This is a genomic window from Vibrio sp. 1069, from assembly GCF_033340555.1.
This window is the reverse complement of the sequence record NZ_JAWOWP010000010.1, coordinates 41,868-60,159: the sequence shown is the minus strand read 5'-3', so window position 1 is coordinate 60,159 and position 18,292 is coordinate 41,868. Positions and strand designations below refer to the sequence as shown.

The window sequence follows — 18,292 nt, the reverse complement described above, 5'->3', positions numbered from 1 at the left end:
GATAATGTTACATTATAACATTATTGATTTGCAAATGAGTTTCATTCATGTCTTCCTTAGTCCATCTTGAGCAGTTATGCGTCGAGTTCGATGGCCGCAGAGTTCTCGATAACATTAGTATGGAATTAGAAAAGGGCAAAATAACTACCCTAATTGGTCCCAATGGAGCGGGAAAATCAACGTTAGTCAAAGTTATCTTAGGTCTTCAAAAGCCAACAAGCGGCAAGTTGAACCGACAAAGAAAACTGAAAATTGGTTACGTTCCTCAAAAGTTGAAGCTCAATGACTCCCTTCCATTGAATGTAACCCGCTTCCTAAATTTAGCAGGAAAATACAGTAAGCAGGAGTGCATTGATGCATTAAGGCTTGTTGGCGCTGAACATTTACTTAATAGTAATATGCATCGCTTATCCGGTGGTGAAAACCAACGAGTGTTACTGGCGCGCGCTCTGCTTCAGCGTCCTCAGCTGTTGGTATTAGACGAACCAGCTCAGGGTGTGGATATCCAAGGTCAAATCGATCTCTATGACTTAATTGAGAGCATTCGTCACCGCTTTGATTGTGGCGTATTTATGGTGTCGCATGACTTACATTTAGTGATGGCGAAAACGGACGATGTTATTTGTCTGCATCACCATGTTTGCTGCTCAGGTTCACCTGCCACTATTACTCAGCACCCTTCTTACATCGCACTATTTGGCAATGCTGCGAGAGAGTCTCTCGCGTTTTATCATCACGACCATGAGCATCATCATCACGATTTATCCGGAACGCCAGTAAGCGGTGATGCGATATCATGCTCCCACCATAAACACGGACATCACCATCATGATTGAGTTTCTCCTACCTTCTATTCTTGCTGGTATTGGTATCGCGATCATTGCCGGTCCGCTTGGGTCATTTGTCGTTTGGCGTAAAATGGCTTACTTCGGAGATACCCTAGCTCATGCATCATTAATGGGCCTAGCGCTGGGTTTTTTGCTCAATGTAAATCTCTACCTTGCCCTACTCGTCTGCTGTTTAGCTCTGGCCGTTTTGCTTGTCACTCTGCAAAAGCAACAACTTGTGGCTACAGACACGTTGTTAGGTATCTTGGCACACAGTGCACTCTCTATCGGTTTAGTATCGGTTAGCTTTTTGGAAAACGTGCGCGTCGATTTAATGAGCTACCTATTTGGGGACTTACTTGCCGTCTCTCCACAAGATCTGATGTTTATTTACGCAGGTGTTGTTGCGGTAAGTGCGTGTTTGTACGTCTTCTGGCGCCCACTGCTTTCTAGTACTGTTAGTGAAGAACTTGCCGCTGTTGAGGGCGTGAATACAGACTTAGTTAGATTGGTGTTAATGCTAATGGTGGGTGTAGTAATCGCAGTAGGTATGAAGTTCGTTGGCGCGTTGATCATGACTTCGCTCCTAATTATCCCAGCAGCAACAGCACGTAAAGTCTCTTCATCACCAGAGCAAATGGCATTGTTCGCATCCATTATTGGCTCAGTGGCAGTACTGATGGGGCTTAGCCTATCATGGCACTTCGATACACCGGCCGGCCCTTCCGTAGTGATCAGCGCAACATCCTTATTTATGCTGAGCCAGCTGATTAAAAGCAAAGCATAATCGCATTGAGCATTAAACGCGAAAGACCTTGCTAACAACAAACATAAATCCACGGAAACGGAAAAAGAAAAGCCTGCGAAATCGCAGGCTTTTTAATACTTATTAAGTAGTGTGGTCGATTACCAACCCGTCACTTCACGTAGACCTTGGCCAATCTCTGCTAGAGATTTCACAGTTTTAACGCCAGCCGCTTCTAGTGCAGCAAATTTGTCTTCAGCAGTACCTTTACCACCAGAGATAATCGCACCAGCATGGCCCATACGCTTACCAGGAGGCGCAGTTACACCAGCAATGTAAGAAACCACTGGCTTCGTTACATTTTCTTTAATGTATGCTGCTGCTTCTTCTTCTGCAGTACCACCGATCTCACCGATCATAACGATCGCTTCTGTCTCAGGGTCTTCTTGGAACAGTTTTAGGATATCAATGAAGTTTGAACCCGGGATTGGGTCACCACCGATACCAACACAAGTAGACTGGCCGAAACCTTCGTCAGTGGTTTGTTTAACTGCTTCGTAAGTTAGAGTACCGCTACGAGATACAATACCTACTTTGCCTTTCTTGTGGATGTGACCAGGCATGATACCGATCTTACACTCATCAGGAGTGATAACGCCCGGACAGTTAGGACCAATCATGCGAACGCCAGTTTCTTCTAGCTTCACTTTTACGTCGATCATATCTGTAGTAGGGATACCTTCAGTAATCGTTACGATTAGCTCGATACCCGCGTCAATCGCTTCTAGGATTGCATCTTTACAGAAAGGTGCTGGTACGTAGATGACTGTCGCTGTTGCGCCAGTCGCTTCTACTGCTTCACGAACTGTGTTGAATACAGGAAGACCTAGGTGAGTTTGGCCACCTTTACCTGGAGACACACCGCCAACCATTTGCGTACCGTATGCGATAGCTTGCTCTGAGTGGAAAGTACCTTGACCACCAGTGAACCCCTGACAGATTACTTTAGTGTCTTTGTTAATTAATACAGACATTATTTAGCCTCCGCAGCAGCAACAACTTTCTGAGCAGCATCAGTTAGCGACTCAGCAGCAATGATATCAACATCAGAATTAGCAAGAACTTCGCGACCTAGGTCAGCGTTAGTGCCTTCAAGACGAACAACAACAGGTACGCTTACGCCTACCTCTTTAACCGCGCCGATAATACCTTCTGCGATCATGTCACAACGTACAATACCACCGAAGATGTTAACAAGTACCGCTTTCACATTGTCATCAGATAGGATGATCTTGAATGCTTCAGCAACACGCTCTTTCGTCGCGCCGCCACCTACATCTAAGAAGTTAGCTGGTTTGCCGCCGTGTAGGTTTACGATATCCATCGTACCCATTGCTAGGCCTGCACCGTTAACCATACAGCCAACGTTACCGTCTAGTGCTACGTAGTTCAGCTCCCACTGAGCTGCGTGTGCTTCACGCTCATCTTCTTGTGAAGGATCGTGCATTTCACGAAGCTTAGGCTGACGATACAGTGCGTTTGAGTCGATGTTGATCTTACCGTCAAGACATAGCAAGTTGCCTTCACCAGTAATCACAAGTGGGTTGATCTCTAGCAGAGCAAGATCGTACTGAGAAAACATAGTGCCAAGACCCATAAAGATCTTAACGAATTGTTTGATTTGGTCGCCTTCAAGACCAAGTTTGAACGCTAGCTCACGACCTTGGTAAGCTTGTGGACCTACTAGTGGGTCAATTGCTGCTTTGTGGATGAGTTCCGGCGTTTCTTCCGCAACTTTTTCAATTTCCACACCACCTTCGGTAGAAGCCATGAAAACGATCTTACGGCTAGCACGGTCAACTACCGCACCTAGGTATAGTTCGTTCGCAATATTTGAAGCTTCTTCAACAAGGATTTTTGTTACTGGCTGACCGTTAGCGTCAGTTTGGTAAGTCACTAGGTTTTTACCTAACCACTTCTGTGCAAACTCTTTAACGCCTTCTTTTGTATCGTGTAGCTCTACGCCACCCGCTTTACCACGGCCACCAGCGTGAACCTGACATTTAACTACTTTCTTGGCTGTACTAATACGGCCTGCGGCTTCAAAAGCTTCTTGTGGTGTATCACACGCGTAGCCTTCTGGCACAGGCAAACCGAATTCTGCAAACAGCTGTTTGGCTTGGTATTCATGCAAATTCATTTCGATATTCCGTTTGTTTTTCCCTTAAGGGATTTATTATTTCCATAACGCTGCAGTCTTGGCTGCTTGTACGTCTGTAGGGTCTTCTCAAATCAATCCTTCATCATGAGTTCTCATACTGAAGGATTCAAATGAAGGCCAAACGTTGAGCTAGTCTAGCCATTGAAATTTTTAACGTCTAGCTACCTACGATAACTAGACGTTTTAGCGATATTAAACGTCTAATAGGAGACGTGCTGGGTCCTCTAGTAACTCTTTAATCGTTACTAGGAAGCCAACTGATTCACGACCATCAATTAGGCGGTGATCGTAAGATAACGCTAGGTACATCATCGGCAAGATTTCAACTTTGCCATCCACTGCCATCGGACGCTCTTGGATCTTATGCATACCAAGAATCGCTGATTGAGGTGGGTTGATGATTGGTGTAGACATTAGTGAACCGAACACACCACCGTTTGTGATAGTGAAGTTACCGCCCATTAGCTCGTCTACCGTTAGCTTGCCATCACGACCTTTAATAGCCAGCTCTTTGATGCCTTTTTCAACATCAGCGAAACCAAGCTTGTCACAGTCTTTTAGGACAGGTGTAACTAGACCACGTGGAGTTGATACCGCCATGCTAATGTCGAAGTAGTTGTGGTAAACAATGTCATCGCCATCAATCGAAGCATTTACTTCTGGGTAACGCTTAAGCGCTTCTGTTACTGCTTTCACGTAGAAAGACATGAAGCCCAAACGAATACCGTGACGCTCTTCGAACTGATCTTTGTACTGCTTACGAAGGTCCATGATTGGTTTCATGTTCACTTCGTTAAACGTCGTTAGCATTGCCGTGTTGTTCTTCGCTTCTAGCAGACGGTTAGCGACTGTCTTACGAAGGCGAGTCATTGGAACACGCTTCTGACTGCGAGCCGCTGCCGGCACGTCAACCACTGCTGGCGAGTCTTCTTTTGACGCAGATTTAGCGTTCGCAAGATGCGCTTCAATATCTTCACGCGTAATACGACCACCAACACCAGTGCCTTTCACTTGGCTTGCTTCTAAGCCATGTTCAGCCAACAAACGGCGCACTGCTGGGCTTAATGCGTCATTACTTTCTTCGCTAAGCGCAGCTTTGTGACGCTTATCAGGAGATGCTTCAGTACCTTCTGTTTTGTCTGCAGTTGGTTCACCTGCAACTGCGCCTGGCTTCAATTTAGCAATGATTTGTTTAGAAAGTACTGTCGCACCTTCTGCTTCAACAATAGCTTCTAAAACGCCAGCTTCCGGAGCTGGAACCTCTAGCACAACTTTGTCTGTTTCGATGTCAACCAAAACCTCGTCACGCTCTACTGCGTCGCCTGGTTGTTTGTGCCATGTCGCTACGGTTGCGTCAGCAACTGATTCAGGTAAATCTGGAACCAGAATTTCAATTGTCATATCTGTTTCTTCCTTTAACTTCTAATTCTTAATTCGAAGTTTTTGAGTTCACGTTCAGAGCGTCTTCAACCAACGCTTTTTGTTGTTTCAAGTGCACCGACATGTAGCCAACTGCTGGCGAAGCAGAAGCTGGGCGACCTGCGTATTTAAGATTTGCACCTGCAGGAATAGCGGCACGGAAGTTATGTTGGCTACAGTACCAAGCACCTTGGTTCTGAGGTTCTTCCTGACACCACACGAAGTCTTCAACGTTAGTGTATTGAGCAATTGCTGCTTGTACTTCTTCCATTGGGAATGGGTAAAGCTGTTCAATACGCACGATAGCAACATCGTCTTGCTCGTTGTTACGGCGCTGCTCTAGTAGGTCAAAGTAAACCTTACCAGCACAGAACACGACACGTTTCACTTTGCTTGGTTCTAAATCATCTACTTCTGGAATTGCAGATTGGAATGTACCATCCGCCAAGTCTTCAATCGTTGAAGTACATAGAGGGTGGCGCAGCAAAGATTTCGGCGACATAACAATGAGAGGTCGACGCATTGGGCGTACAACCTGACGACGAATCATGTGGTACACCTGAGCCGGTGTTGAAGGAACCACAACCTGCATATTTTGCTCAGCACAAAGCTGAAGGTAACGCTCTAAACGTGCAGATGAGTGCTCAGGGCCTTGACCTTCATAACCATGAGGTAGAAGCATAGTAAGACCGCACAAACGCGCCCACTTTTGCTCGCCTGACGAGATAAACTGGTCGATAACAACTTGTGCACCGTTGGCAAAATCACCAAACTGTGCTTCCCAGATAGTTAAACCACCTGGTTCGGCTGTTGCGTAACCGTATTCAAACGCCAACACAGCTTCTTCTGACAATACTGAGTCAAAGACTTGGAATGGCCCTTGGTTGTCATGAATATTCGCTAATGGAATGTAAGTGCTTGCATCGGTTTGGTTATGAAGAACCGAGTGACGGTGGAAGAAAGTACCACGACCCGAGTCCTGACCAGAAAGACGAATACGCTTGCCATCGTCAACCAATGTAGCATACGCCAATGTTTCAGCCATACCCCAGTCAATGGCTTTTTCACCGGTCATCATTGCTAGACGATCGTTGTATAGCTTATTAACACGGCTTTGCAGTTTATGGCTTTCTGGGTACTGACACAGACGATTGCCTAGCTCAATAAGGCGTGTCTTGTCGTATTTTGAATCCCACTCCATATCCCATTCGTGCCCTAAGTAAGGGGACCAGTCTACAGAGTGCAACGCCATTGGACGCCATTCTTTAACAACCACTTCACCGCGATCTAATGCATCGCGATACTCATTGACTAACTGAGTCGCTGTCTCGATATCTGATTCATTTTTATCGATCAGAACATCTGCATACAATTTGCGTGGTGTAGGATGCTTTTTGATTTTCTGGTACATCAAAGGCTGAGTCGCATTTGGCTCATCCGCCTCATTGTGGCCGTGGCGACGGTAACATACAAGATCGATCACGACATCGCGCTTGAACTCGTTACGGTAATCCAATGCAATGCGAGTAACAAAAGCAACTGCTTCTGGGTCATCTGCATTTACATGGAAAATTGGCGCCTGCACCATCTTCGCGATATCGGTACAGTACATCGTAGAACGCGTGTCACGAGGATTAGACGTCGTAAAGCCTACTTGGTTGTTGATGACGATACGTACCGTACCACCAACTTGGAACCCACGAGCAAGAGACATGTTGAACGTTTCGGCAACCACACCCTGACCAGCGATTGCAGAATCACCGTGGATGGTGATAGGAAGCACTTTGCTACCTTGATTATCACCCAAGCGATCTTGACGTGCTCGAACTGAGCCCATGACTACTGGGTTTACGATTTCTAGGTGCGACGGGTTAAATGCAAGTGCTAAGTGAACATCACCGCCAGGAGTCGCAAAATCAGCAGAGAAACCTTGGTGATATTTCACATCACCCGTACCCCAAGTTTCGTCGTGTTTACCGGCGAACTCATCAAACAGGTCTTGAGGTTTCTTACCAAGTACGTTCACCAGCATGTTCAAACGACCGCGGTGAGCCATACCGATAACCACTTCACGCATTCCACTTGTACCCGCATGACGGATCAACTCTTTCGTCATCGGAATCAGCGCATCACCACCTTCTAAAGAGAAACGTTTTGCACCTGGGAATTTCGCCCCGAGGTAACGCTCCAAACCTTCAGCGGCTGTTAGCTCTTCTAGGAATGTGCGCTTCTCATCTTTGTTGAATGATGGCTGGCCTACGACAGACTCAAGGCGTTGCTGAATCCAACGCTTTTGCTCTGTGTCAGTCATGTGCATGTATTCAGCACCGATGGAACCGCAATAAGTTTTGTTGAGGGCTTCATAGATATCTTTCAACTTCATGGTTTCTTGCCCAACAGCAAAAGAACCTACGTTGAAAGTTTCTTCGAAGTCATCTTCGGTAAGATTATGAAAAGCAGGGTCTAACTCCGCCACTGTTGGGCGTTGCCATAGACCTAGTGGGTCTAATTCTGCAGCTTCATGCCCGCGGAAACGGTATGCGTTGATTAGCTGTAGAACTTTTACTTGTTTTGCATCGACATCTGGGTCACTAACTTGGACATTGTAATGCTTTGTTTCTCTAGCGAGTCGTCGGAAGTAGTCACGGACACGTGAATGTGGTTGTTCTGCCACTTCTTCTGATGGCTTAGGCAAGCCTTCAAAAACACGTTTCCACTCCTCACTTACCAGATCGGGATCACTTAGATACAGTTCGTAGAGGTCCTCTACATACGTTGCATTGGCGCCAGCCAAGTGTGAAGACTCGAGCCATGCCTTCATCACGCCGTTGTGCATATTTTCCCTTAACCAGTAGTTTTCACGTTTGCTTCGGTCTTTGCCGAGCTATAAGAGCCGACTAAAAATACGGTCGGCAATTTTTGTATTCTTTACTCGAATATTACTGAAGCAGTGAAGCGGTCATATCGGGTGATCCGCAACACTGCGACATTCCTAAGAGCGAGTAAATTAAACCGAACGATTAACCAACATCGACTTAATGTGACCGATGGCTTTCGTCGGATTTAATCCCTTAGGACAAACACTTACACAATTCATGATGCCATGGCAACGAAAAACGCTAAATGCATCATCAAGATCAGACAAACGTTCATCTGTTGCCGTATCGCGGCTATCAATTAGCCAACGGTACGCTGCGAGAAGACCAGCTGGGCCGATGAATTTATCAGGGTTCCACCAGAATGATGGGCAAGACGTTGTACAACATGCACACATGATACATTCGTACAATCCATCTAAATGCGCACGATCATCAGGCGATTGTAGGTTCTCACGTGATGGTGGTAATGCACCATCATCAATCAAGAATGGTTTAACTTTCGCATAGTTATCATAGAACTGCGTCATGTCAACGATAAGATCGCGCACGACAGGTAACCCTGGTAGTGGACGAATAACTATCTTATCGCCTTGTAGAGCAGATAACGGTGTGATACACGCTAGGCCGTTTTTACCATTCATATTCAAACCATCAGAACCACATACCCCTTCACGGCATGAGCGACGGAACGCGATGCTTGGATCTTGCTCTTTTAGCAGAATCAATGCATCAAGCACCATCATGTCTGAGCCTTCGTCTACCTCAAGGGTATACTCTTTCATGTAAGGCTTGGTATCCACATCCGGATTGTAACGGTATAAAGAGAAGTTTAATTTCATAGTCGTATCCTCCCTTTAGTATGTACGTACTTTCGGCGGGAAAGCTTCACGATGCGTTGGCGTCATGTTCACATCACGCTTAGTCATCGCTTCTGTTTCCGGATTGTAGATAGAGTGGCATAGCCAGTTCTCATCATCACGCTCAGGGAAATCGAAACGAGCATGTGCGCCACGACTCTCTGTACGGTAGTTTGCTGCAACGGCAGTTGAAAACGCGGTTTCCATCAGGTTATCAAGTTCTAGACACTCAATACGCTGCGTGTTGAACTCTGAAGACTTGTCCGCTAGATGCGCATCTTTCAAACGTTCGCGAATCACTTTCAACTCTTCTAGACCGGTTGCCATCGCATCGCCTTCACGGAATACCGAGAAGCTGTTTTGCATGCATGCTTGTAGGTCTTTACGAATCTGAACTGGATCTTCACCACCAGTGCTGTTTTCCCAACGCATAGTACGCGCTAGAGACGCTTCAATATCAGATTCTGTTGCAGGACGAGCTTCTGCTTGCGCTGCTAGCGTTTCGCCAAGGTGCAAGCCAGTAGCACGACCAAATACGACCAAGTCTAGTAATGAGTTGCCGCCCAGACGGTTAGCACCGTGTACCGATACAGAAGCAATCTCACCACATGCGTAAAGGCCTTGTACTTCCATCTCGCTACCGTCGGCCTTCTGCTTAATTGCTTGGCCAGAGACTTGAGTAGGTACACCACCCATCATGTAGTGACAAGTTGGAATTACTGGAATTGGCTCTTTCACTGGGTCAACGTGTGCAAATGTACGAGACAGTTCACAGATACCTGGTAGACGTGATTCAAGTACTTCTTTACCAAGGTGATCAAGTTTCAACTTGATATGTGGACCCCAAGGACCATCACAGCCGCGGCCTTCACGAATTTCAATCATCATTGAACGAGCAACCACGTCACGACCAGCAAGGTCTTTCGCGTTTGGTGCGTAGCGCTCCATGAAGCGTTCACCATCTTTATTTAGAAGGTAACCACCTTCACCACGACAACCTTCCGTCACTAGAACACCCGCGCCAGCAATACCTGTTGGGTGGAACTGCCACATTTCCATGTCTTGCATTGGAACGCCTGCGCGAAGTGCCATACCAACGCCATCACCCGTGTTGATGTGCGCGTTAGTGGTCGATGCGTAAATACGACCTGCACCACCTGTAGCTAGAATGGTTGCTTTCGATTTGAAGTAACAGATTTCACCCGTTTCCATACAAATCGCAGTACAACCCATGATTGCGCCGTCTTGGTTTTTCACAAGATCCAAAGCGTACCACTCCGAGAAGATGGTTGTTTTGTGTTTTACGTTTTGCTGGTAAAGCGTGTGAAGAAGTGCGTGACCAGTACGGTCTGCAGCAGCGGCTGTACGAGCAGCCTGCTCACCACCAAACTCTTTAGATTGGCCACCGAATGGACGTTGGTATATGGTACCGTTATCAAAACGAGAGAATGGAAGACCCATTTTTTCAAGCTCGATAACTGACTCAGGACCATTTTTACACATGTATTCAATCGCGTTCTGGTCACCGATGTAGTCGGAACCTTTAACGGTATCGTACATGTGCCATTGCCAATCGTCTTTGTGCGAGTTACCCAGAGCAACGGTAATGCCGCCCTGTGCAGACACAGTATGAGAACGTGTTGGAAATACTTTTGACAACAAAGCACATGATAGGCCTTGCTCTGAAATTTGTAGTGCAGCGCGCATACCTGCACCACCAGCGCCGATTACTACGGCATCAAACTCACGAACTGGAATAGACACTTACGCACCCCACAGAATAAATAGACCAGAGAAGACATAGCCGAATAGCACGGCAATAACACCAAGTTGTAGTGCGCCACGTAGTTTCGCGCACTTAATGTAATCAGTTAATACTTGCCACAAACCAACCCAAGCGTGAATCAGGATCGAGACAAGTGCCAACATGGTGAATACTTTAGTGAAGGTACCACCAAAGAATTGGGTCCAAGATGCGTAAGAGATATCTGAAAATGCACAGAAGCTAATCAGATAAATCGTGTATAGCGTCATAATGATTGCAGTTGCACGAATTAGTAGGAAATCGTGTACACCATTACGACCAAATGAAGATACGTGTTTTACCATACCAAGATCCCCGCCAATAATGATAATACTGCTGTTGCACCAAACGCGACTTTAGCGCTCATCGTGCCTGAATCTAGTTCTTCAAAGTGACCTAGATCCATCAATAAGTGACGGATACCACCTGCGATGTGGTAGGCAAGTGCAGTAAGAATTCCCCACAGGATGAATTTTACGAAGAAGCTATCGACGATGTCAGCGGCTTCCATAAAACCCATTGGGGATGACAGAGAAATGGATAGTAACCACAGTAATATACCCACCGCAACAAACGTAATTACCCCAGACACACGGTGTAGGATGGATGCGATTGCTGTGATAGGAAAGTGGATGGTCTGTAAATCTAAATTAACAGGTCTTGACTTTCTTTCTTTCACGGGCTTGCTCACTCAGCTCCATTGAGCATTTATTGTTATAACCAATTTCAGCTTCCAAACGTACAAAAGTTAACATCTATTTAACAAATATCACGAGTAACCACTCAGATAATTGTAAACAAGTTGTTAACAAACGGAATCCAGCAACAAACCTCACTCTTTGTTTCTAGCCCCGAATTTATAAGGATTTAACTAAAATTTTCTTTGCCAATATACGGCGAGCAACATTCTAATACAATTGGTGTAACAAATTATGCTACATAGAACAGATTTTTAACGATTTTCATGAGAAAAATCATAACAAGTGCACACAAAGATGGAGAAAAATTGACTTTAAGCTTTAACAACAGTACAAAAATGGCACATAAACATCCTGGACGGATTAAATAATAAACAAAGGAGATTGTTATGGCGGATAAGAAAGCGACCCTTCATGTTGAAGGTCAAGCGCCAATCGAACTGCCAATTATGGACGGTACGCTAGGTACACCTGTAATTGACGTTCGTAAGCTGGGAGCCAATGGTTACTTTACTTTTGACCCAGGTTTTCTTGCCACTGCATCTTGTGAATCATCAATCACGTACATCGATGGCGGCAAAGGTATTCTTTTGCACCGCGGTTTCCCGATTGATCAATTAGCCAATAACGCAGATTACTTAGAAGTATGTTACATCCTTCTTTATGGTGAAGCCCCTACCCGAGAACAATACGAGCAATTCAAAACGACCGTTACTCGTCACACAATGGTACACGAGCAAATCGCAAGCTTTTTCCATGGCTTCCGACGCGATGCTCATCCAATGGCGGTAATGTGTGGTGTAGTTGGAGCACTTGCAGCCTTCTATCACGACTCTCTTGACATTAACAACGACGAACACCGCGAAATTGCAGCGTACCGTCTGCTGTCAAAAATGCCAACACTGGCGGCGATGTGTTACAAATACTCTATCGGTCAGCCATTTATTTACCCTCGTAACGACCTTAGCTACGCAGAGAACTTCTTGCATATGATGTTCGCAAACCCTTGCGAAGAGTATGAAGTAAATCCTGTGGTTGCCCGTGCGATGGATAAGATTTTCACTCTACACGCGGATCACGAACAGAATGCGTCGACATCAACTGTTCGCCTAGCTGGCTCTTCTGGTGCGAACCCATTTGCATGTATTGCCGCTGGTATTGCATCCCTTTGGGGGCCTGCTCACGGTGGCGCAAACGAAGCCTGCTTGAGAATGCTAGAAGAGATTGGCAGCGTCGATAACATCCCTGAATATGTAGACCGCGCGAAAGACAAAGATGACCCATTCCGCTTAATGGGCTTTGGTCACCGCGTTTACAAGAACTACGACCCACGTGCGACAGTAATGCGCGAAACGTGTCATGAAGTTCTCAAAGAGCTAAACATTCAAGACCCTCTGCTAGACGTTGCAATGGAACTTGAGCGCATTGCACTTTCTGATGAGTACTTCGTGTCTAAGAAGCTGTACCCGAACGTAGACTTCTACTCAGGTATCATTCTTAAAGCGATTGGTATTCCAGTTTCTATGTTTACGGTTATCTTCGCGATTTCTCGTACCATCGGCTGGATTGCTCACTGGAACGAAATGCACAGCGATCCACTGAACCGCATCGGTCGTCCTCGTCAGCTATACACTGGCGAAACACAACGTGAGTTTTCTCCACTTCACGAACGTGAATGATCTTTTAGTACGAAGATAGACAAACAAAAGGGTTGAGATTTTCGTCTCAACCCTTTTTTCTTTTTTGCGTTTAACGTTATTAATGGAGAACGCTAAACCGGATTATCAATATCGATAAACTCCACATGTAGGCCATATTCATCCGCTAGCCATTTGCCTAAGGCCTGAACACCATAACGCTCAGTAGCATGATGACCTGCAGCAAAGTAATGAATGTCCATTTCACGAGCAGTATAAGTGGTGCGCTCTGAAATTTCTCCAGAGATAAATGCATCCAGCCCGTGCTGTACAGCAAGTTCAATGAAATCCTGCCCTCCACCAGTACACCAGCCGACTGTCTCAATCATCTTATCAGTATTCTCTGGAGCGATATGCAGAGGCTCTCTTTCAAGAACTTGGTTGATCTTACTCGCAAATTCAACACCAGACATCGGCTTTTTCAAGCGCCCAAACATAGCAACTGACTGAGGGTGCCCTTCAAGCCCACCTTCTACTTCGATTTCAAGTAAGCGAGCTAATTCAGCGTTGTTGCCTAGCTCTGGATGAATATCTAGAGGAAGGTGATAACCATATAAGTTGATATCATTTTTGATCAGGCTACGAATTCGTTTACCTTTCATGCCACGAATTGGCTCAGGCTCACCTTTCCAAAAATAGCCATGATGAACAAGCAATGCGTCTGCATTAAGCTCAATCGCTTTATCGATTAAGGCTTGAGAGGCGGTTACGCCAGTGATAATACGCTTTACGGCTGGCGTCCCTTCTACCTGTAACCCGTTTGGTGCGTAATCTTTAATTAACTGCGGTGACAGTTTGTCATTAAGAATCTGTTCTAGCTTTAAGTTATTCATTATTACTTCCAATTTCTAGCGCATGTAAACCTAAATAACCTCTCGATGAAATCAGACCGAGAGTGTGCAACCTAGTTGATACAACAACGTTTTGACATCTGGCACCTTGATATCATTTAGGTATTTAAAGTGTATCTCGAACCCTAATATCGATGCTAGCCACCCTACCCTCAAAAGCAAATTTAGTTACAATAACAAAGCTTGTCGCCTCACCATACATTTAGGGATACGGATGAACCAACTGCAACGCTTTTACCAATGGATCGCCACTTCACCTCCTCTTTTCAAGTTACGCCCTCCGTTTGCAACCTTAGAGGATCTTACGGTAACGCCTTTAAAGAACACTGAGCAATACAATGGTAATCCAAGATTGGGCTTTTTATATCAGCACTTATGCACTGCAGTTCTCTCTAGTTCAGAACGATATCAGGTTATCGCGGAAGAGGTTCAGTTAAACGACATCGAAGGTAAGACCATTGGTGCTATAGATTTGGTGTTGCGGAATACAGAATCAAATCAAATAGAACACTGGGAAGTGGCGATTAAGTTTTATCTTCTTTATAACGGCGTTTGGTATGGTCCGAATGCTCACGACCAGCTGCATACAAAACTGAATAGAATGCTTACTCATCAATTGAAAATGAGCGATCGCCCGGAATTTCAAAAAATAATTCCGTTAAACGACGCCCCACAAGAGCATCTATTGATGCAAGGACGACTCTATATTAATCCGTTTACTCCAGAGCCAACTCCTAGCGAGTGCTTGGGTTATGAACTAAATCCAAGTCAGATTAGTGGTTACTGGTGCTACCAGAGCCAATGGGAGTTAATCGGTAAGCCACTTTATCATTTACACAAACCATGCTGGGCGATTGGTATGGACGATTTATCTCGACCCATTGAAAAGCCTTCAGACCGATTTGTACATGCACAAACGGAGGACGGTCAATTCTGGTTTGTGGTACCAGATTCATGGCCCGGAGATAAAGCGGTTCGGGGCACTTAAACATGAAAGGGTTGATGTTTTCACATCAACCCTTTGCTAGATACATTGACCATTGGATGTTTTACAAACCAGCGGCTGCAAACACTTGATTAACGATCTCTTGTGCTTCAGCTTCGATTTGTTTCAGATGTTCTTCACCTTTGAAGCTTTCACAGTAAATCTTGTAGATGTCCTCTGTGCCTGATGGACGAGCAGCGAACCAACCGTTAGCTGTCGTTACTTTAAGGCCGCCAATCGCAGCACCATTGCCTGGTGCATGCGTTAGACGAGCAGTGATAGCATCACCTGCTAGAGTTTCAGCCGCAACCATTTCTGGTGACAACTTCTTCAATACGTCTTTTTGTGGGCCATTTGCTACAGCTTGAATACGGTTGTACTTCGACTCACCGTGCTTCGCCGCTAGCTCTTCATAGTAATCTTGAGGGTTCTTACCCGTTACCGCAGTGATCTCTGCTGCTAGAAGGCATAGCAAGATGCCATCTTTGTCTGTTGACCAAGGCGTGCCATCTTTACGAAGGAAAGACGCACCAGCACTTTCTTCGCCGCCGAAACCAAACTTACCAGTGTACAGACCGTCTACAAACCATTTGAAACCAACAGGCACTTCACATAGCTCACGACCTAGATCCGCAACAACACGGTCAATCAGCGCACTTGAAACTAGTGTTTTACCAACAGCGACGTCTTTACCCCACGCGTCACGATGACGGTACAAGTAGTCAATACAAACGGCTAAGAAGTGGTTCGGGTTCATCAAACCTTTTGGCGTAACGATACCGTGACGGTCGTAGTCAGGATCGTTACCAAATGCTAAATCGTATTCGTCTTTCAGTGCCAATAGACCCGCCATTGCGTAAGGAGAAGAACAGTCCATACGCACAACGCCGTCTTTATCTAGCGACATGAATTGGAAAGAAGGATCGATCGATTCACTTACTAGCGTTAGGTCTAGGTTGTATGCCTGACCAATTTGACGCCAGTAATCGATACCGCTGCCACCCAATGGATCTACACCAATCTTCAGGTTCGCTTTTTGGATTGCTTCCATATCGATAACGTTCACCAGGTCATCAATGTATGGCTTCACCAAGTCCATCTCTACAAACAGATCCGATGCTTTTGCTTCTGCTAGTGGTAGGCGTTTAACACCTTGTAAACCTTCAGCAATCAATTCGTTCGCACGATCTTCGATAGCTTGAGTCAACTCAGCTTCTGCAGGACCACCATGTGTCGGATTGTATTTGATTCCGCCGTCTTGTGGTGGGTTATGTGATGGGGTAATAACGATACCGTCTGCTTTTTCATCGTGTTTGATGTTGTAAGTCAGAATCGCGTGTGAAATACCCGGTGTTGGCGTGTAACCGTTGTCTTGCTGGACAATCACTTTCACACCATTTGCAATCAATACTTCAATCACACTTGAAAAAGCAGGCTCAGATAGCGCATGCGTGTCTTTACCCACAAACAACGGGCCAGTTGTGCCTTGCTCAGCACGAACTTCTGCTACCGCTTGAGCGATCGCTAAAATGTGGTTTTCGTTAAAAGTGTGCTTGTCTGCAGTACCGCGGTGGCCAGAAGTACCAAATTGAACTTTGTGTTCTGCGTTTGCCGCGTCTGGTTGAAGTAAGAAGTAGTTAGCAACGAGTGCTGGGATATTGTGAAGATCTTCCTGCTGCGCTTTTTGCCCAGCACGAGGGTGCATAGCCATGTTTGACATCCTTTCTTTCAATACAAATAAAATTAAAAAAGCCTCATAATATCCGCTCACTGCGACGCATTATGAGGCTTCTATCAGGTTTCTTAGATTGAACCTGTTACTTTTTCTATTAAGTCAGGTTGGAACCCCATGTGTGCCATCACTTGTTCAACCATCTGTCTTTTACGACTTGTATTGTTATTCGTGATAACCCAAAACGGTGTGCCAGGAATGGCTTTTGGCTTGGTCGTATTACCGTTTGCTAGCAAGGTTTCTTCATTATCTGCAAAGTACACGCGTTTGCGTCCTTTTACATTCGTAGCCTGGGCGAAACCTTCTGGATTCAATTTATGTAAGGTCGATAATACCAACATAAAGCGATCAATCGCTTTTTTTAGACCGGCAAACTCATCAGAAATAAGCAGCGAACGCATTTCTTTCACTACATCAACAGATTCCGTTTTACCCGCATCTTTACTTACTACAATCCCTTGTGGCTTCTCTACTACAGGCGCGGCTTTAGCTTCCTGCAACTGACCATCAAGGTTTAAAAGGCGTCGCAAAATATCCGAGGCGCTTTCACCGATATGCTTAGTTTGACTAGCTATATAACGGTATAGATCCTCATCAACCTCAATTGTTTTCATTCGCTTTTCACATTCTCAATGTTTAAACTCTGGGGGATTATAACGAGATCCACGCGGATACTCCACGTTAAACCCATCACGAATAAGATAAAATGTCAGCATTACTCAACTATAAGCAGGAAGGCCAAGGCCAAACAGTTGTTTTGATTCACGGATTGTTTGGTAGTTTAAGTAATCTGGGTCTACTCGCCCGCGATCTTATTAAAGATCACACGGTGATCAGTATTGATCTGAGAAATCACGGCCTCTCTTTCCACTCCGAAGTCCATAACTATACCGATATGGCAAACGATGTGGCTCAGCTCCTTCAGCACTTAAACGTTGAGCCATCTATTGTTATTGGTCACTCCATGGGCGGAAAAGTCGCGATGGCTCTTGTGGACATTGCTCCAAATGTAGTCAAGCAGTTAGTCGTTCTCGACATGGCGCCTGTAGCCTACACTACGAACCGTCACGATAATGTTTTTAACGGCTTACATGCTGTTATTAATGAAAAACCAGCAAATCGACAGCAAGCCATGGATATCCTAGCTCAACATATTGAACTCGATGGTGTAAGACAATTTCTCTCTAAATCACTGTACAAAAATGGCGATAAGATGGATTGGCGGTTTAACGTACCGAGCCTTTTTGAGAATTATGACCAAATTATTGGCTGGCAAGAAATCACACCAACAGATATCCCAACTTTATTTATCAAAGGCGGCGACTCTGACTACTTAATGCCAGAACATCAGCCGGCAGTGAAGCGACAATTTAACCATGCTAAAGCACACATTATCGCTGGCACTGGTCACTGGTTACACGCCGAGAAACCGACAGAAGTAATGAGAGTCATTCGAAAATACATTTCGAGTTAACAAATTCGAAAAGCAACACTAGATTATTGAAATAACCCTTCTTGTAGTGCATTAACTTTACCGTTTAACAGTGGTATAGTGCGCCCAAGATTTTTCGGCATGA

The 18,292-nt window shown here is 45.3% G+C and carries 16 protein-coding genes; 5 read left to right on the top strand and 11 right to left on the bottom strand.

Annotation, left to right across the window (positions count from 1 at the left end):
• The first annotated feature begins 47 nt into the window (after positions 1 to 47).
• Both znuC and znuB read left to right on the top strand, forming a co-directional pair.
• The gene (gene znuC, locus R7040_RS15535) at positions 48 to 836 is read left to right on the top strand and encodes a zinc ABC transporter ATP-binding protein ZnuC (protein ID WP_017634809.1); all 789 of its coding nucleotides are present in this window, start codon (positions 48 to 50) and stop codon (positions 834 to 836) included.
• Positions 829 to 1,614 (top strand): zinc ABC transporter permease subunit ZnuB, encoded by a 786-nt coding sequence (gene znuB / locus R7040_RS15530; RefSeq protein WP_005382183.1) that lies wholly within the window; start codon positions 829 to 831, stop codon positions 1,612 to 1,614. The genes znuC and znuB overlap by 8 nt, the downstream gene beginning before the upstream one ends.
• A gap of 119 nt (positions 1,615 to 1,733) precedes the next feature.
• Here the strand turns inward: znuB and sucD are convergent, their stop codons facing one another.
• The 8 genes from sucD to sdhC all read right to left on the bottom strand — a co-directional run bounded on the left by sucD (position 1,734) and on the right by sdhC (position 11,443).
• A complete protein-coding gene (gene sucD, locus R7040_RS15525) occupies positions 1,734 to 2,606 on the bottom strand; it encodes a succinate--CoA ligase subunit alpha (RefSeq protein ID WP_005382181.1) in 873 nt (290 codons plus the stop codon).
• Positions 2,606 to 3,772: an ADP-forming succinate--CoA ligase subunit beta gene (gene sucC, locus R7040_RS15520; protein WP_005382179.1), complete on the bottom strand. Its 1,167-nt coding sequence runs from the start codon at positions 3,770 to 3,772 to the stop codon at positions 2,606 to 2,608. The genes sucD and sucC overlap by 1 nt, the downstream gene beginning before the upstream one ends.
• A 213-nt stretch (positions 3,773 to 3,985) precedes the next feature.
• Complete coding sequence (odhB, locus tag R7040_RS15515) at positions 3,986 to 5,194, bottom strand: 2-oxoglutarate dehydrogenase complex dihydrolipoyllysine-residue succinyltransferase (RefSeq protein ID WP_005382177.1); 1,209 nt, start codon at positions 5,192 to 5,194, stop codon at positions 3,986 to 3,988.
• A gap of 28 nt (positions 5,195 to 5,222) precedes the next feature.
• Positions 5,223 to 8,048, bottom strand: a complete 2,826-nt coding sequence (gene sucA, locus R7040_RS15510) for a 2-oxoglutarate dehydrogenase E1 component (RefSeq protein ID WP_005382176.1) — start codon at positions 8,046 to 8,048, stop codon at positions 5,223 to 5,225.
• 171 nt (positions 8,049 to 8,219) lie between these two features.
• On the bottom strand, positions 8,220 to 8,930 hold the full coding sequence (locus R7040_RS15505; RefSeq protein ID WP_005382174.1) for a succinate dehydrogenase iron-sulfur subunit: 711 nt from the start codon (positions 8,928 to 8,930) through the stop codon (positions 8,220 to 8,222).
• A gap of 15 nt (positions 8,931 to 8,945) precedes the next feature.
• Positions 8,946 to 10,712: a succinate dehydrogenase flavoprotein subunit gene (gene sdhA / locus R7040_RS15500; protein ID WP_005382172.1), complete on the bottom strand. Its 1,767-nt coding sequence runs from the start codon at positions 10,710 to 10,712 to the stop codon at positions 8,946 to 8,948.
• Entirely contained in the window at positions 10,713 to 11,057 is a 345-nt protein-coding gene (gene sdhD, locus R7040_RS15495) for a succinate dehydrogenase, hydrophobic membrane anchor protein (RefSeq protein ID WP_005382169.1), read from the bottom strand.
• Positions 11,051 to 11,443: a succinate dehydrogenase cytochrome b556 subunit gene (sdhC, locus tag R7040_RS15490; protein WP_017634811.1), complete on the bottom strand. Its 393-nt coding sequence runs from the start codon at positions 11,441 to 11,443 to the stop codon at positions 11,051 to 11,053. The genes sdhD and sdhC overlap by 7 nt, the downstream gene beginning before the upstream one ends.
• A 396-nt stretch (positions 11,444 to 11,839) precedes the next feature.
• Between sdhC and R7040_RS15485 the strand changes: the two genes are divergently transcribed.
• Positions 11,840 to 13,129 (top strand): citrate synthase, encoded by a 1,290-nt coding sequence (locus tag R7040_RS15485; RefSeq protein WP_005382163.1) that lies wholly within the window; start codon positions 11,840 to 11,842, stop codon positions 13,127 to 13,129.
• A 92-nt stretch (positions 13,130 to 13,221) separates the two neighbouring features.
• On the opposite strand, the gene R7040_RS15480 is transcribed toward R7040_RS15485, so the two are convergent.
• Positions 13,222 to 13,980: a Nif3-like dinuclear metal center hexameric protein gene (locus tag R7040_RS15480; RefSeq protein ID WP_025766984.1), complete on the bottom strand. Its 759-nt coding sequence runs from the start codon at positions 13,978 to 13,980 to the stop codon at positions 13,222 to 13,224.
• Positions 13,981 to 14,212: 232 nt separating this feature from the next.
• On the opposite strand from R7040_RS15480, the gene R7040_RS15475 reads away from it, so the two are divergent.
• Entirely contained in the window at positions 14,213 to 14,986 is a 774-nt protein-coding gene (locus tag R7040_RS15475; protein WP_025766985.1) for a DUF1853 family protein, read from the top strand.
• Positions 14,987 to 15,047: 61 nt separating this feature from the next.
• On the opposite strand, the gene pgm is transcribed toward R7040_RS15475, so the two are convergent.
• Together pgm and seqA are read right to left on the bottom strand one after the other, a co-directional pair.
• Complete coding sequence (pgm, locus tag R7040_RS15470) at positions 15,048 to 16,694, bottom strand: phosphoglucomutase (alpha-D-glucose-1,6-bisphosphate-dependent) (protein WP_025766986.1); 1,647 nt, start codon at positions 16,692 to 16,694, stop codon at positions 15,048 to 15,050.
• Between the two features lie 92 nt (positions 16,695 to 16,786).
• Positions 16,787 to 17,329, bottom strand: coding sequence for a replication initiation negative regulator SeqA (gene seqA, locus R7040_RS15465; RefSeq protein WP_005382149.1), 543 nt, complete (start codon positions 17,327 to 17,329; stop codon positions 16,787 to 16,789).
• A 92-nt stretch (positions 17,330 to 17,421) separates the two neighbouring features.
• On the opposite strand from seqA, the gene R7040_RS15460 reads away from it, so the two are divergent.
• On the top strand, positions 17,422 to 18,189 hold the full coding sequence (locus tag R7040_RS15460; RefSeq protein ID WP_005384988.1) for an alpha/beta fold hydrolase: 768 nt from the start codon (positions 17,422 to 17,424) through the stop codon (positions 18,187 to 18,189).
• Positions 18,190 to 18,292 lie beyond the last annotated feature (103 nt).